At 57.3% G+C, this 15,942-nt stretch carries 14 protein-coding genes; 9 read left to right on the forward strand and 5 right to left on the reverse strand.

Translation table 11 applies throughout. The features are described 5' to 3' along the window. Positions 1–186: 186 nt before the first annotated feature. Entirely contained in the window at positions 187–2,043 is a 1,857-nt protein-coding gene (locus tag QPM17_RS15610) for a HAMP domain-containing methyl-accepting chemotaxis protein (protein WP_285391777.1), read from the reverse strand. Positions 2,044–2,290: 247 nt separating this feature from the next. Next, positions 2,291–2,827, reverse strand: coding sequence for a DUF2058 domain-containing protein (locus QPM17_RS15615; protein WP_285391778.1), 537 nt, complete (start codon positions 2,825–2,827; stop codon positions 2,291–2,293). A gap of 104 nt (positions 2,828–2,931) precedes the next feature. Here QPM17_RS15615 and dbpA point away from each other — a divergent pair, with 104 nt between their 5' ends. From dbpA to QPM17_RS15635, 4 genes are all read left to right on the forward strand, one after another. After that, a complete protein-coding gene (gene dbpA / locus QPM17_RS15620) occupies positions 2,932–4,305 on the forward strand; it encodes an ATP-dependent RNA helicase DbpA (protein ID WP_285391780.1) in 1,374 nt (457 codons plus the stop codon). 215 nt (positions 4,306–4,520) lie between these two features. Then, complete coding sequence (locus QPM17_RS15625) at positions 4,521–4,772, forward strand: OadG family protein (protein WP_285391781.1); 252 nt, start codon at positions 4,521–4,523, stop codon at positions 4,770–4,772. A gap of 41 nt (positions 4,773–4,813) precedes the next feature. Beyond that, positions 4,814–6,601, forward strand: a complete 1,788-nt coding sequence (gene oadA, locus QPM17_RS15630; protein ID WP_285391782.1) for a sodium-extruding oxaloacetate decarboxylase subunit alpha — start codon at positions 4,814–4,816, stop codon at positions 6,599–6,601. Positions 6,602–6,614: 13 nt separating this feature from the next. Next, positions 6,615–7,949 (forward strand): sodium ion-translocating decarboxylase subunit beta, encoded by a 1,335-nt coding sequence (locus QPM17_RS15635; protein WP_422732775.1) that lies wholly within the window; start codon positions 6,615–6,617, stop codon positions 7,947–7,949. Positions 7,950–8,214: 265 nt separating this feature from the next. Here QPM17_RS15635 and QPM17_RS15640 read toward each other — a convergent pair whose 3' ends face one another. Genes QPM17_RS15640 through imuA form a run of 3 tightly spaced genes read right to left on the reverse strand, consistent with a single transcriptional unit; the run spans position 8,215 to position 13,465 of the window. After that, positions 8,215–11,349, reverse strand: coding sequence for an error-prone DNA polymerase (locus tag QPM17_RS15640; protein ID WP_285391784.1), 3,135 nt, complete (start codon positions 11,347–11,349; stop codon positions 8,215–8,217). Further along, positions 11,349–12,767, reverse strand: coding sequence for a Y-family DNA polymerase (locus QPM17_RS15645; RefSeq protein ID WP_285391785.1), 1,419 nt, complete (start codon positions 12,765–12,767; stop codon positions 11,349–11,351). Before QPM17_RS15645 ends, QPM17_RS15640 begins: the two co-directional genes overlap by 1 nt. An 8-nt stretch (positions 12,768–12,775) precedes the next feature. Next, positions 12,776–13,465, reverse strand: coding sequence for a translesion DNA synthesis-associated protein ImuA (imuA, locus tag QPM17_RS15650; protein WP_285391786.1), 690 nt, complete (start codon positions 13,463–13,465; stop codon positions 12,776–12,778). A gap of 125 nt (positions 13,466–13,590) precedes the next feature. On the opposite strand from imuA, the gene QPM17_RS15655 reads away from it, so the two are divergent. From QPM17_RS15655 to QPM17_RS15675, 5 genes are all read left to right on the forward strand, one after another. Then, positions 13,591–13,938 (forward strand): 4a-hydroxytetrahydrobiopterin dehydratase, encoded by a 348-nt coding sequence (locus QPM17_RS15655; RefSeq protein WP_285391787.1) that lies wholly within the window; start codon positions 13,591–13,593, stop codon positions 13,936–13,938. 203 nt (positions 13,939–14,141) lie between these two features. Continuing rightward, positions 14,142–14,420 (forward strand): type II toxin-antitoxin system RelE/ParE family toxin, encoded by a 279-nt coding sequence (locus tag QPM17_RS15660; protein ID WP_285391789.1) that lies wholly within the window; start codon positions 14,142–14,144, stop codon positions 14,418–14,420. Further along, on the forward strand, positions 14,420–14,713 hold the full coding sequence (locus QPM17_RS15665; protein WP_285391790.1) for a HigA family addiction module antitoxin: 294 nt from the start codon (positions 14,420–14,422) through the stop codon (positions 14,711–14,713). The genes QPM17_RS15660 and QPM17_RS15665 overlap by 1 nt, the downstream gene beginning before the upstream one ends. Positions 14,714–14,796: 83 nt before the next feature. Then, positions 14,797–15,195: a GFA family protein gene (locus QPM17_RS15670; protein WP_285391791.1), complete on the forward strand. Its 399-nt coding sequence runs from the start codon at positions 14,797–14,799 to the stop codon at positions 15,193–15,195. Between the two features lie 42 nt (positions 15,196–15,237). Next, positions 15,238–15,639 (forward strand): hypothetical protein, encoded by a 402-nt coding sequence (locus QPM17_RS15675; RefSeq protein WP_285391792.1) that lies wholly within the window; start codon positions 15,238–15,240, stop codon positions 15,637–15,639. Positions 15,640–15,942 lie beyond the last annotated feature (303 nt).

A 15,942-nucleotide genomic window follows, 5' to 3' on the forward strand; every position in this document is an offset into this window, starting at 1 on the left:
TGGGAGGATTTGAACCGAAAGAGGTTCGACCGAAGCACACGAAGTGTGCTGAGGAACGTCGGAGCAGCGCGACGACGACCCCGAAGGGGTGAGGGCCGTAGGCCCGAATAATCCTCCCAGCCGCGCCATATAAGACAGAGAACCCCGCCCTTGAGCGGGGTTCTCTGTCTTCAGGTCCCGGCCGCTTTACAGCCTGAAGCGGGATACGAGGTTCTGGAGCTCGCTGCCAAGTCTGGCCAGTTCGTTGCTTGAACTGGCTGTTTGATTGGAGGATGCGGCTGACTGGTCGGTAACGTCCCGGATACGTGTAATATTCTGGCTGATTTCTTCAGCGACCGATGTCTGTTGCTCTGCTGCAGTGGCAATCTGGTTGTTGTACTGCTTGCTGTCCTCAACAGCCCGGGCTATGCGCTCTATGGTTTTGCCCGTTGCCGTGGCACGTTCCAGTGTATTGGAGGCCATGGCAGTGCTTGAGCCCATGGCGGCCACTGAATGGCCCGCGCTATTCTGCAGGGCGGTCACCAGCGTTTCAATTTCCTGGGCGGACGTCTGGGTACGCTGGGCCAGAGAGCGAACCTCATCGGCAACCACTGCGAAACCGCGCCCCTGCTCACCGGCCCGGGCTGCCTCAATGGCTGCGTTCAGGGCCAGCAGGTTGGTTTGCTCGGCAACGGATTTGATAACGTCCAGGACAGTTCCGATGTTTGCAGTTTCCTTTTGCAGCCCCTCAATCGTTTCCCTGCTCTGGCTGACTTCTCTGGCGAGATTGTTGACCTGGTCGACGGTTTCCCTGACCTCACGCTCACCATCGGTTGCCTGGCTGGCAGCGTCCGTTGCCACTTCAAGGGCCTGCTCGGCGCTTTTTGCAATTTCGGCCACGGTCGCGGTCATTTCATTCATGGCCGTGGCGACCTGATCCGTTTCCTGCTTTTGCCGATTGATGCCATCGCTGGTCTGGCTGGTTACGGTTGAAAGCTCTTCGGCCGATGCCGCGATATTCGTAGCGCCGGATTCTATGCTTCTGACCAGTTCCCGCAAGTTCGTCACCATGGTTGCAAGGGCGGCCATCAGGCGACCGATTTCATTGGTTCCGGTGGCATTTATATCGACGGTCAGGTTGCCGGACGCAACCTCCGATGCGGCTGCAACGGCTTCTTTGATTGGGGAGACAATGGCGCGGGTAATCAGATAGGCCATCAGTATGCCAAGCACCACAGCAATACCGGTGGCACCGAATATCAGTCCGGAGGCCTGCTGACGATCGGACTCCATTTTTTCGGACTGGCGTGTCCGGAGATGGTCTGCAGACTTGATTGCGCTCCTGGCGGTGCTGACCATTTCGTCCGATAGCCGGCTTTCGGACTCTGTCAGTGTCACCACGGTCTGGAAATTACTGACGTAGGTGTCGAGCGCTTCGTTGATCTGGGCCTTTTCTTCATCGGTGATGCTGGCGGATTTCAAAGGTGCCTGGATTCTTTTGGCGTCGTCCAGATAGGCCTTCACGCTGGCTTCATCGTTCTCGATAAGGAACTTTCGCTCGGACCGGCGCATATCTTCAAACATCGCTGAAGCAAAAAACAGCGAGCTATGAGCCTTGAGGGAGGATCCAAAGATCCGGGCGCTGGTTTCAAGGCGCGTGAGAGCCTCCTCCCGCACGTTGATATTCTCCTCAACATCTCTCATCAGTCGCTGATACTGTTTTACCTCAGCCTGAATGCTGCCAAGGATGTCCTTGTCCTCGGTATTGGCCAGCAAGGGTTTGATCTTGTTGGTCAGCTCGAGAACGCGATCTCCCTGTGCCCGGGTTCTTGTAACAGCGTCTGCTTCGCCAGTCAGAAGGAAGTTCTTTTCCTCCACACGAGCTTCTGTAAGGCCGGTATTCACCTGCCCGAGCATGGCAACGATGTTTGACCTCTGGCTATATCTGTCCAGAGCCCGGTCACCAACCACACCCACCACAATGGTCAGCAGCAGCAGGATGGAGAAGCCGCCCGCCAGTCTGGTGCGTATAGTCATGTTGGTGAAAAGTTCCGGAAAGCGCATTGTTATATTTCCTCGGATTTGGGATTTGCCAGCCATACCTCTACGCTTGCGGGCCCGGATCAAAAGCGGGGGGCGCTTTTCCGATACGCGATGGAGAGTAAAGGTGGAATTTAATTGACTTATATTAAGGCGGTTTACGGCTGCGTATTCCAGAACTTTACAGTTACAGTTGATTGCGGGATGTTTTATACGTGATACGGAAAGAGGGGCCTCCAGACCTGAGCGCTATCAGAAAGAGGCCAACTGTTTACCACATCAGGTCGTCAGGGATCTCATAACCCGCGTAGGGGTCATCTTCTCCCACATCGTCTTTCTTGCGGTCGTGAAGGACAACCACGGCGCTTTCATCGCGCTCCATGATCTTTCTGGCAACGCCTTCAGCCACGATCTCGTAATTGTCGTTGACATAAACAATCGCCAGTCGACCACGTGAGAGCTGGTCAACCATGGTGTCATCCACAAGGATCTTCTTGATCTTTTTGTCGTGTACAAACTGGTAGGAAGTCTCACCCCGGGCCCGGTCAAGTCGATTGGTCTCCACGAGCTGCCGAATCTGCGCCTGTATGGCCTTTTTCTCGGCTTCTTTCTGGCGCTGCAGGTTGAGCTGCCGGTCGCGCTCTGCCTTTTCTTCCCGTGCCTGACGGGCGCGGACCTCTGCTTCATTGACTTCGACAGTGCCCTTGGGTTGTTGCTTGCGCTTCTTGTGCTTCTCGTTGCGAATGGCCTTGGCCTTTTTTTCATCGGCCAGGCCGGCTTTTAAAAGCTGATCCTGTAGTGATGGCATTCAATGCTCCGTGACGGTTTGCTATTTCTGGTAAACTGTCTTCAGTATACGCCCGGAATCGTCGCGGTCGAACCCATCCCTTATTGTTACCTCCAGGAATTCATATGCCGTCATTCAGTCAGCTGGGTCTTTCCCGGCCAATGCTCGATAACCTGTCGAGACTTGGCTTCGAAAACCCCACACCCATCCAGACCGGCGCCCTGCCTCACGCGCTGGAGGGCCGTGATCTGATCGCTATGGCGCAGACAGGCAGCGGCAAGACGGCTGCGTTTGGTATCCCTCTGGTGGAGAACCTTCAACCTCGCAGGTTTGCAGTTCAGGGGTTGGTGCTTTGCCCAACCCGTGAACTGGCGGATCAGGTTGCCAAATCGCTGCGGGAGCTGGCCGTTGCCCGGGATAATGTGAAGATCCTGTCTCTGTGTGGCGGCGTCTCCATCGGTCCGCAGATCGGGTCGCTCAGCCATGGCGCCCACATCGTGGTAGGGACCCCGGGGCGGATTCAGGATCATCTCCGCAAAGGCACATTAAAGCTGGACCAGCTTAAGACGCTGGTTCTGGATGAGGCAGACCGGATGCTGGATATGGGCTTCCAGGATGCGGTCGAAGACATTATTGGCCAGGCGCCGGTGAAGAGGCAGACCCTGATGTTTTCAGCTACCTGGCCGGAAAATATCCGCAAGCTCAGCGAGCAATATCAGAGCAACCCGGTGGATGTGCGAATCGACAGCCAGGCCGTCGATTCCGATATTAGCGAGCGGTTCTATGAAATAGCACCGGGGCAGCAGGTTCAGGCACTGGCCGCCTTGCTGTCGCTGCATCAACCGGCGTCCTGCATTGCCTTCTGTACCCGCAAGCAGCAATGCGATGAGATAGCCGGCGAGCTGAATGCACTCGGATTTGCGGCGCTGCCCCTGCACGGAGACCTGGAGCAGAGAGACCGTGACAGTGTTCTGGTGCGTTTTGGCAACCAGAGCTGCTCAGTACTTGTGGCGACCGATGTTGCAGCCCGGGGGCTGGATATCAAATCCCTGCCGCTGGTGGTGAATGTTGAGCCGGCCCGGGATCCTGAAGTGCACACACACCGTGTGGGAAGGACTGGTCGTGCGGGGGAGCAGGGACTGGCAGTCACATTCTGTACCCCATCGCAGGCCCACAAGATCAATCGGCTGGAGGCGGCGCGCAAACAGTCCGTAGAGTGGGGCAATACCAGTGAGCTGTTGGCCACCCCGCTGCGGCCTGCCAATCCTGCGATGAAAACCCTGTGTATTGCCGGCGGAAGGAAAGACAAGGTCAGGCCCGGGGATGTCCTCGGAGCTCTCACCGGCGAGGCCGGGCTTCCGGGTAAGGTAGTCGGCAAGATTGATCTCTTTGATTTTCAATGCTTTGTCGCTGTTGAGAAAGATTCAGCGGCTACAGCCCTTAAAAGGTTGGAGCAAGGTCGCATCAAAGGCCGAAAAATGCGTGTACGTTATGCATGAATGAGAATTGATTTTAACTGCCCGGAGCCTGTCAGTATGGGCCGGGGAGCTCGGAAACCACCTATTGAAACCTGCAATTAGGTTGCCCGGTGGTTCGGAAAACGGTAAATTACGCGGGATTTTGTCTTCCGTAACGCCTGCATTGTGGGTTCGCCCCACCGGATATGCCTGGCAAATCGGGAAAATCAACAACTCAATACAGGTAGCTATTCGCTATGAATGAGCTGATGTCACAAGCCGTTGATCTGATGATCGCTGGCATGGGGTTCGTGTTCGTGTTCCTGATTATTCTGGTGTTCGCGACCGGCCTGATGTCCAAATTGATCAGACGGTTTGCGCCGCCAGAGCCGGCAACCCCGGCCAGAACGCCACGTGCCAAGCCGAAGGCGCCCGCGTCGGTTGATCCTGACACCGCCGAGGCCATCAAGAAGGCGATTGCACAATTCCGGTCACGCCACAAGAAGTGACCCGGTAGAAGATTAGAACCTTTAAACAGAAGGCTGACACGATGACTGACACAAAGAAACCGCTGGGGATTACGGACGTTATTCTGCGTGACGCCCACCAGTCCCTGCTGGCCACCCGTATGCGGCTGGATGACATGCTGCCCATTGCCGAGAAGCTGGACAAGGTAGGCTTCTGGTCTCTGGAATCCTGGGGTGGAGCTACCTTTGACTCCTGCATTCGCTATCTGGGCGAGGACCCGTGGGAGCGTATTCGTGAGCTGAAAAAAGCCATGCCCAATACCCAGCAGCAGATGCTTCTGCGTGGCCAGAACCTGCTGGGCTACCGGCATTACGCGGATGATGTAGTGGACCGTTTCTGTGAGCGTGCCGCTGAAAACGGCGTCGACGTGTTCCGTATTTTCGACGCGATGAACGATCCCCGTAACCTGGATCGCGCCATCAAGGCCGTTCGCAAGACTGGCAAGCATGCCCAGGGCACCATCGCCTACACCACCAGCCCGGTACACACCATCGAGATGTGGGTTGAGCTGGCGAAGGAAGTCGCCGACATGGGCGCGGATTCCATCGCGATCAAGGACATGGCGGGTATTCTCAAGCCTTATGTCGCTTTTGATCTGGTCAGCCGTCTGAAGAAAGAGCTGGATATCCCGATTCACATGCAGTGCCACGCGACCACTGGCATGTCGACAGCCACCGCTATCAAGGCAGCAGAAGCGGGTATTGATAACGTCGATACCGCTATTTCCTCCATGAGCATGACTTACGGCCACTCGCCCACCGAGGCCGTGGTTGCGATTCTTGAAGGTACTGACCGTGATACCGGTCTGGACCTGAACCTGCTCGAAGAGATCGCCAGCTACTTCCGTCAGGTACGTAAGAAGTACGCGAAGTTTGAAGGCAGCCTCCGTGGTACCGATTCCCGCATTCTGATTGCCCAGGTGCCGGGTGGCATGCTGACCAACATGGAGAACCAGCTGCGCGAGCAGAACGCAAGCGACAAGTTCGACCAGGTTCTGGACGAGATTCCCAAGGTTCGCGAAGACCTGGGCTTCATCCCGCTGGTTACGCCGACTTCCCAGATCGTGGGCACCCAGGCGGTACTGAACGTTCTGACCGGTGAGCGCTACAAGTCCATCTCCAAGGAAACGGCTGCAATCCTGAAAGGTGAGTACGGTGCTGCACCGGCGCCAATGAACAAGGAGCTGCAGGACCGTGTTCTGGACGGAAAAGAGCCAGTTACCTGCCGTCCGGCCGATCTGATTGAGCCGGAAATGGACAAGCTCACCGAAGAGCTGGAGAAATTGGCTGGAGAGAAGAACATCAGGCTGGCGGAGAACACCGTTGATGATGTTCTGACCTACGCCCTGTTCCCCCAGATTGGTCTCAAGTTCCTGGAAAACCGGGATAACCCGGATGCGTTTGAGCCGGTCCCAACAGCGGAAGATGCAGCGCCCGCCAAAAAGGCTGGTGGCCCTGAGACCTACACCGTTGAGGTAAACGGCAAGAAGTACGTGGTTGCCGTTTCCGAAGGTGGCGAGATCACCCAGATCCAGGGTGAGGGCGGTGCTGCCTCTGCGCCAGCTGCCTCCCCCGCTCCGGCTCCTGCTGCCGGTGACGGTGAGCCTGTGCTGGCGCCGCTGGGCGGCAACATATTCAAGGTTCTGGTTTCTCCTGGTGATGCCGTGGAAGAGGGCGATGTGCTGATTATCCTCGAGGCCATGAAGATGGAAACCGAGGTTCGCGCACCGAAAGCCGGTACGATCGGCGAAGTCTTCATCAAGGTCGGTGATGCCGTCTCCCCTGATGACGAAATGCTGACAATCGCATAAGGGCCAGCATTCCATGGATAAATTAATGACACTCTGGACAGGTAGTGGCCTGTTCAACATCGAGCTCGGCCAGGTGATCATGATCGCCATTGGCCTGTTGCTTCTCTATCTTGCGATCAACAAGAAATTTGAGCCGTTGCTTCTGGTACCCATCGGGTTCGGCGGCATTCTGGCGAATATTCCGGAGGCAGGGCTTGCCCTGACTGCGGCGGAAAATGCCATTCACTTCGCCTTGAAGAGCGAGTCAACGCAGATTCTGGCTGCGCTGGCCTCGCCGCTGGATATCGCTTATCAGGCCGGGCAGGCAGTAACGCCTGAGCTTAAGGAAGCCTTCAAGCAGGCCGTTAAGGAGGCGAGCTACTCTGAAATGGCGATGGCAAATTCCCTAGCCCAGGACTTCGGTTACGGCAATGGCATGCTGTATAACTTCTACTCCGTGATTATTGGCAGCACCGTCGGGCCTCTGCTGATCTTCATGGGTGTGGGTGCGATGACGGATTTCGGCCCTTTGCTGGCTAATCCCAAGACCCTGCTGCTGGGTGCCGCTGCTCAATTCGGTATCTTTGGTACGGTGATTGGTGCCGCGCTGCTGGACTGGGCCGGGATTCTGGACTTCACCATTCTGGAAGCGGCTGCCATCGGTATCATCGGTGGTGCAGATGGCCCCACGTCCATCTATGTATCAAGCGTCCTGGCGCCGCACCTTCTGGGTGCCATTGCGGTCTCCGCCTATGCTTACATGGCGCTGGTTCCGATGATTCAGCCGCCGATCATGAAGGCGCTGACCAGCCAGAAAGAGCGGGCCATCAAGATGTCCCAGCTCCGCCCGGTGAGCAAGCAGGAAAAGATCATCTTCCCGCTGGTGGTTCTGATTGCGGTGGTTCTGTTCCTGCCGGATGCGGCTCCGCTGTTGGGTATGTTCACCTTCGGTAACCTGATGCGTGAGTGTGGCGTGGTGGAGCGTCTGAGCGACACTGCACAGAATGCGCTGATCAACATCGTGACCATTTTCCTGGGGCTGTCGGTTGGCTCCAAGCTGATGGCGGACAAGTTCCTGGATGCTCAGACACTGGGTATCCTGGGCCTGGGTATCGTGGCCTTTGGTGTTGGTACGGCAACCGGTATTCTGATGGCTAAGGTGATGAACAAGTTCACCAGTGAACCCATCAACCCGTTGATCGGTTCTGCCGGTGTGTCTGCGGTGCCGATGGCAGCGCGGGTGTCCAACAAGGTTGGTCTTGAGGCGAACCCGCACAACTTCCTGCTGATGCACGCTATGGGCCCGAACGTGGCCGGCGTTATCGGCTCTGCGGTCGCTGCCGGTGTAATGATCAAGCTTCTGGGCTGATCGTTTCACTTTTGTGAATAAGGAGACCCCGCTTTGGCGGGGTTTTCTTGTTTTTGCAGACTGTGGATTTTGGTGGTGGCGCCATTGCGGAGGCCCTTTCCAGGAAACGCTACAAGCACATCCATGTGCGCTTGACTCCGGCCGTCCCTGGCCGGAGACATTCCTGGAAAGGGCCTCCGCAATGGCGCTTCGAACTCCACAGTTACCGCCTAATACCCCCTCCCTTTATCGTAGGTCGGATTAGGCGAAGCCGTAATCCGACAAACTAATGAAAATCCCGTGAATTAACGGGCAAGGTTTGAATCAAATGACTCAAATCCGACAACCTCCCCGCCATCACATGAACAATATCCCCCTCTCTCTCCAAAACACCCTTCACATGTAACAACCTCGCCGTTATCAACGGTTTCCGCTGCCGCCGTGCCGTTTCCAGCCACACCACTACGTTAACGTTACCGGTTTCATCCTCCAGAGTGACAAAGGTAACGCCGGAGGCGGAGCCTGGGCGTTGGCGGCCGGTGACCAGGCCGGCAACCTGGACGGGCCGGCCCGGCTGGATGGCTTTTAACTGTTCGGCGCTGAGGCAGAATTTCAGGTGCCCCTGTTCGCGGAGCAGGGCCAGGGGGTGGCGTTGCAGGGTCAGGCCCTGGCTGGCGTAGTCGGCGAGTACGTTCTGGCCTTCCGTGGGTTCTGGCAAGTTTACGCAGGTGATGTCCGGCAGGTAGTCGGTGCTGCTTTCGGCAGCTGTTTCAGCAATAAAGAGTTCGGTGGGTTGTTCGTGGCCGAGGAGTTGCCAGTAGGCCTGGTGGCGGTTGGCGGTGAAGTCCGGCATGGCGTTGGCGCCGGCGAGGAGTTCCATGTCCCGCTGGTTCAGGCCCGCCAGGCGGCGGAGTTCGTCGGTGGTGCGGTAGCCCTGTAGCGGGCGCTTTTGGCAGAGTTGTTCAGCGCCTTTGGTGGACAGGCCCTGTATCAGCCTCAGGCCCAGTCGCAGGTGGCGGCCGGGGCCCTCCAGTGTATGGTCCCAGTTGCTATAATTCACATCCGGTGGCAGCACGGTGACGTCATGGCGGCGGGCGTCCTGAACCAGTTGGGAGGGTGAGTAGAATCCCATGGGCTGGCTGTTGAGCAGGGCGCAGTAGAAAGCAGCCGGATAGTGGCGCTTGATCCAGGAGGACACATACACTAGCAGTGCAAAGCTGGCGGCATGGGATTCCGGGAAGCCGTAACCGCCGAAGCCGCAGATCTGCAGGTATAGCCGTTCAGCAAAATCGGCATCGTGGCCTCTTTCCAGCATGCCGTTGACGAGTTTGTCCCGGAAGGGGGTCAAATCACCGTGGGACTTCCAGGCGGCCATGGCGCGGCGGAGCTGGTCGGCTTCACCGGCAGAAAAGCCGGCGGCTACCATGGCCAGTTTGATCACCTGTTCCTGAAAGATGGGTACGCCCAGGGTACGCTCAAGAACTTTCCGCACGGCGTCGTTGGGGTACTCGACCGGTTCCAGCCCGTGTTTGCGCCGTAAATAGGGGTGAACCATATCGCCCTGGATGGGGCCAGGGCGCACAATGGCAACTTCAATCACCAGGTCGTAATACGTTTGCGGTTTCAGGCGTGGCAGCATGTTGATCTGGGCGCGGGATTCCACCTGGAAAACGCCGATGCTGTCGCCTCTCTGTAGCATGGCATAGGTGGCGGGGTCTTCCTGGGGGATATCCTGCATGGAAAAAGGGATGCCCTTTTCCTGGCTGATCAGCGCCAGTGCCTTGCGGATGGCGGTGAGCATGCCCAGGGCAAGTACGTCCACTTTCATCAGGCCCAGGCTTTCCAGGTCGTCCTTGTCCCACTGGATCACCGTACGGTCAGCCATGGCGGCATTTTCCACCGGTACCAACTCGGCCAGCGGACCGGCGCTGATGACAAAACCGCCCACATGCTGGGACAGGTGTCGCGGGAAACCGAGCAGAGTGTTTACCAGGCTAAAGAACTGGTCGGCCACCTTGGGATTGCGGGTGAGATGTTTGTCGAGAATCTGCTGCCGCCAGTCGCTGGCCCTGTCGCGCCAGTCGATGCCTTCCAGTAATTGCTCCACCATGGCCGGATCAAAGCCCAGGGCCTTGCCCACGTCGCGGATGGCGCTGCGTGGCCGGTAGCGGATCACGGTGGCGGCCAGGGCGGCCCGTTCACGGCTGTAACGACGGTAGATGTACTGGATAACTTCTTCCCGCCTCTCATGCTCGAAATCCACATCGATGTCCGGTGGCTCGTTCCGGTCTTTGGAGATAAAGCGCTCGAACAGCAACTCCACCCGTGCCGGATTAACCTCAGTGATTCCCAGGCAATAACACACGGCGGAGTTGGCCGCGGAGCCCCGGCCCTGGCAGAGGATGTCTCTGCTGCGGGCAAAGGCAACGATGTCGTGGATGGTGAGAAAGTAATGCTCGTACTTCATCTCTGAAATCAGGGCCAGTTCCTTGCGGATCAGTCCCTGAACACTCAAAGGGGTACCTTCAGGGTATCGCCGGCATTCACCTTCGCGGGTAAGCCGTTTCAGGTATTGCGCCGGTGATTCCCCTTCCGGCACCAGGTCTGGCGGGTATTCATAACGCAGGCTGCCAGGCTCGAAGGTGCATTGCCGGGCAATAGCCAGGGTTTCCTTTAGCCAGGCATCCGGGAACAGGCGCTTTAGAACCTGTAGCGGCCGCAGGTAGCGCTCTCCGTTCTGGAACAGGCAGTGGCCTGCGTTCTCCAGGTTGGTATGGTTGCGAAGTGCAGTGAGCACGTCCTGCAGGGGTTGGCGATTGCGGCTGTGCATGTGCACCTCACCGGTGGCGACCACAGGGCAACGCAAGTGGTCGGCCAGCCAACGCACGCGGGCCAGTTGCAGTTCTTCCCCGGACTCAAGGGTGCGAGCTGCGGCTATCCAGAGACAGGGGTCAAACAGGCGTTGAAGCCACTCGCCGCAGGCCAGGGCCTGATCTGCATTTGCCTCGCCGGGTGAAGGCGGCAACCAGAGGCACAGGCAGTCGCACAGGGTGTGGGTTTCAATGTCCCGGAAGAACAGATGATACTGGCCTTTTTCCGCCCGGCGGCGCCCTGTGGTGATCAGCTGGCAGAGTTGGCCATATCCCTTACGGGTACGGGCCAGGAGAATAAAACGAGGGACAGCAGCGCCGGGTGGGGCATCTTCCAGCTCAAACCAGCTACCGGTAATCAGCTTTACCTGGCTTTCTTTCAGTGCCGCCCAGGCACGTGGGATACCGGCCACGGAACATGCGTCGGTAATTGCCAGGGCGCTGTAGCCCAGCTTTGCGGCCTGCTCTGCCAGTTCATGGGGGTGTGAGGCCCCGGTCAGGAAGGTGAAATTGCTGAAGCAGAACAGCTCTGCATAGGTAGCCTCGCTCATCAGCCAAACCATCCGTGTACAAACCAGCCATCCCGGACATCCCTGAATACCCAGGCAAGTTGGCCGCTGGCCAGTTGTGCAATGTAGTAATCCCTGTGTACCCGCTGACCATCCCACCAGCCACCGCTGATGCGCTCCGGCCCTGAAAACCATAGGGCTGGAGCTTCGGTAAGCGGTTGCGGGCCTTTAAGTAGCCACAGCGGGCGGCGGGGGAGTTGGGTGTAATCCGGCAACCGGGAGTTTTGTACGCGCAGCACTTCAGAGGCCGACCAAGCCCGCTCCGGCCGGTGATCCGCCTGCGGTGATAGCTGCCGCAGGGCGTTATCACCCAGTCGTGCCTGCAGGCGGCTGACCAGGGTGTGCCAGGCTTCGTTCAGGTCCTGTGTTTCACCCAGCAGATCCTGGCCAGTGGTGGCCTCCCGCCCCAGGAACCGTTTGACTGACAGCACCAGAGAGATCACCGGTGCCCGCAGCGGGTGCTGGTCCAACCGTAAGCGAATCAGGTTCAGGAATGCTTCAGCGCGGTGTTCAGGGCCGGATGTGCGTACCCGCAGGCGGGTAGGTTCCTGATGCCGGTGCTGCAGCACCAGTAACAGGCTGTCGGTATCCTGCTGTCGCCAGCACAGGTCTTCCTCCAGTTCGGAGAGGATGCGTTGCAGTGGAAATAGCAGGCCCTGGGACTGTTCAATTTCCTGCACGAAGTCTGCCTGCTGGCGAAAATAGTGGAGTGGTTGCCAGGGGACTTTGGGGTCTGCCCGGTTGCCCTGGATTTTCTGGACATGGGCCAGGGTTTCCGGCGACAAACGTCGGGCCAGCTCATTGGGGGGTAATGCAAGGACTTCACCAAGGGTGTTCAGCCCAATCCGCTGCAGCCGGATACGGGTTTTATCATCAAACTCCGCACTCAACAGAGACATCCGCTCCAGTGTGCGCAGGATATGACCCTTGTCTGCCGTACATTCACCTCTGCCCGTGCGGGCAATCAGCCGGGCCGCCAAAGGTGTATGCCCGATGGCCATCCAGGCATTAAGCTGGCGTTCATTCAGGCCCTGTTCCACGGTTTGCCAGACAGCGGATAACCCCCCATAAAGCCGCTGCAGGCTGCCCACTTCCGCCAACAGGCCATCCGGTGGCACCAGTACGATATGGGCCGCGTAACGGTACAGCCAGCGGGCCTGGTCCTCCAGTATCCGGGCTTCCTGATGGTGATCCGCCCTTACCATGCCCAGGCCTGGCACCAGGCTGATGGCGGTTTTCAGGCGCATGCCGGCCTTTACTCCTTGCGCCTGAGCTTCCGGACAGGCCTGGACCACCTTCTGGCCAGAACCATCCACAACGGCCAGCGCCCCCTGATTTTCACGGGAACGGCGAACATGGTCCAGCAGCAGGTGAGGAAAGTGGAGGTACAGCCAGAGCATAATGCGCCTTACCTGGCCCGGCCAGACCAGGGGCCCTGAACAACACAGGGTACTTCCCGGAAGGCCAGGTCTGCCCGGTGATTCATGGCCAGTGAGCAGCACTGCCCGGGCCAGCTACCGCGACGCTTCAGTACATTTACCCTGAGATCCTGCTGATCTCCCGCAGCCAGTTCCAGGCGCAGTGCTGCCGGGGAATTTTGCTCGGCGTAACGGCGTTCACGGAACAGCACGCACACATTGCTTCCGGCTTCGGCTGCCAGTTGCAGGCGCCTTATTTCCCGCGCCGCGAGTTTTCCGGGCCAGGCCATTACCAGGCCGGTTACGGGTGAGCGCAGACAGTTTTCCAGCGTCCACAGGAAGTCGCCGTCGTCTTCCGTGTTAATCAGCACCACCTGGTCCAGGTTGACACCTTCCCGGGCCAGGGCAGGGGCGTAAGGCGTGTGTGGCGGGTTCAGCCAGAATACGGTCTTGCCGCCATGGGACAACCGTTGCATCAAGGGGAGCAGCAGGTGCAACTCACCAATGCCGGGCTCGTCCAGCAAACACTCGCTCAATGCGCCCCTGGGCCAGCCAATACCGCCGAGCTGGTTGTCCAGAACCTGGTAACCGGTTGGCTCCGATGGCTGGCTTGTCTGAATATGGCGGTGCCCCTGCCAGACACGGGCATCCTGCATCAGCGTACTCAGAATCTCGCTCATGGAAAGCTCTCATATACTGTTTAAATATACAGTATTCTGAAAGGCAGGTGATTTCAAGCGCCGGGTTGATAATGTCGCTGAATGAACCCACGCTTGTAGGACAGCCATCAACCACGGAGGTTGAAATGAGTGAATTGACGCAACAAAGCTGCGAAGCCTGCAGCGCGGATGCACCCAAGGTTACTGATGAGGAAAAACAGACTTTGGGCAAAGACGTGCCAGAGTGGCAGGTTGTTGAACTGGATGGGGAAGAGCAGCTCCAGCGAGTGTTCAAGCTCAAGAATTTCGCCCAGGCCCAGGCATTCACCAACAAGGTAGGCGACTTGGCCGAAGCCGAGAACCACCACCCCGCCATCCTGCTGGAATACGGCAAGGTGACGGTACGCTGGTGGACCCACAAGATCGGTGGCCTGCACAAAAACGATTACATCATGGCGGCACGAACTGATGCAGCCTACGAGGAAATGCAGTAATTCAACACACGGGTTGGTTGCGCAGGGATAGCTGGCGGGACATCCATATCCATTTCCGTGCCTCTTTACTGTTTTTATATACAGGATATCCGGGTGCACGATCTCGTCAACGGACGCTACATGCCGGAGTTATACGAACCGGTTCGTATAATGCGCTGTAAAGCTTTGTTGTTGCGTGATGCGCAACACGCTACCATTGCCTCATGATTAAATCATTCCGTCACAAAGGACTGAAACGGTTCTACTCGACTGGCAGCACTTCTGGCATCCAGCCGGATCACGCCAAGAAACTGCGTATGCAGTTGGCTGCTTTGGATACCGCCACTTCGGTGGAAGACATGGACATCCCTGGTTTTCGGCTTCATCCATTGAAGGATAAAGACAAAGGGCGGTGGTCGATTCGGGTTAACGGAAACTGGCGCATGACGTTCGAATTTCAGGATGGCAACGCCTACATTCTTGATTATGAGGATTATCACTAATGACTATGCATAATCCGCCGCATCCCGGTGAGTTCATTCGGGAGGTTTACCTTGAGCCTTTCGGTATCAGTTCCCGTCAGCTCGCGTCCAGTCTGGGGGTTTCACCCTCTACGGTGTCTCGTCTGCTCAAAGGGGATAGCGGTGTTAGCCCGGAAATGTCTCTGCGGCTATCCAAGGTTCTCGGGCGTACACCTGAAAGCTGGTTGGCAATGCAGGATATGTACGATCTGTGGGTGGCCCGCAATACGGTCAATCTGGATAAAATTCATCCCCTGGACTTCGATGCAGCTTAACCAGTGGCTGTTGTCGGACGCGCCTGTGCTTGCGCTCCGGCACGCCGCAAAGCCAGGGTGTTATCACACAAGGAGGTGCATTAATGAAGCAAACAGGTAGCTGTCTCTGCGGAGGCATTCAATACGAAATCAACGGTCCGCTGACCGATGTTCTGAACTGTCACTGTTCAATGTGTCGGAAACTTCATGCCTCGGCTTTCAGGACCCGCGCTAAGGTGCAATCCTCAGATTGGCACACCGCCAAAGGTCAGGAGTTGCTCAAGTTCTACGAATCTTCTCCGGGTGAGCACAAAGGTTTCTGCTCAAACTGCGGGTCCAGCCTTTACACTAAATTCGACGCAAATCCCGAAATTTACGGATTTCCTCTCGGAACGCTCGACACCAACCCGGGCGTAAAAGCCGAGCGCCATGTGTTCGTGGAAAACAAGGCGCCTTGGTTCGAGATTACGGATGATTTGCCTCAGTATGCAGAGTACGACTGAGACAGTGATAACAAGCCGCGTAAGGCGATATAGGAGCAATCGATGCTTACGGTAGTCGCTTTAAAAGCATTGGTGATTTGGGCCAGCATTCTTGTTCTAGCTGTTGCCAATGGAGCACTTCGCGAGTCCGTACTTATACCGGGGGTCGGAACACCGGCCGCACTCGTGGTGAGCGGGTTGCTACTTTCAACCTTGATCATTGGCGTGGCGTACTTATCGCTTCCTTGGCTGCAAATTAGCCGCCCCGTTCAGCTCTGGGCCGTTGGGTTGGGCTGGCTAGCACTCACACTCGTTTTTGAGTTTTCATTGGGGCTCTTGCAGGGCAAGTCGTGGCCCGAGTTGCTTGAGGCGTATACATTCAAGGGCGGCAACATCTGGCCTGTTGTTCTCGCGGCAACCGCCCTTGCACCGTACATTGCCGCGCGGCTGAGGGGGTGGGCCTAGTGTGCCTAACCAGCTGCTGCACTCGGATAAATTACTCGCTGCGCTCTCAATTTACCGGTGAGCATAGGTGTTAGGCAAAAATAAGATGAAGAGATTGCCAGCATTTATAGCAATGCTTCTGTCCCTTACAGGCTGGGCTACAGCACAAGACAGCGACGAATCGCTCGCATTGAGAAAAACATTCCCGATTAAAGTCTTCATGGGAGCTTGCTCGCTGGTACTTACAGGGAAATGATGGAGTCGCGTTCAGGGCCGCTTTCGACGACGTCGTACCAGATATTTCGTAAGGGGCAGCTTATGGAG

Source organism: Marinobacter azerbaijanicus (assembly GCF_030250645.1).
GTDB lineage: Bacteria > Pseudomonadota > Gammaproteobacteria > Pseudomonadales > Oleiphilaceae > Marinobacter > Marinobacter azerbaijanicus.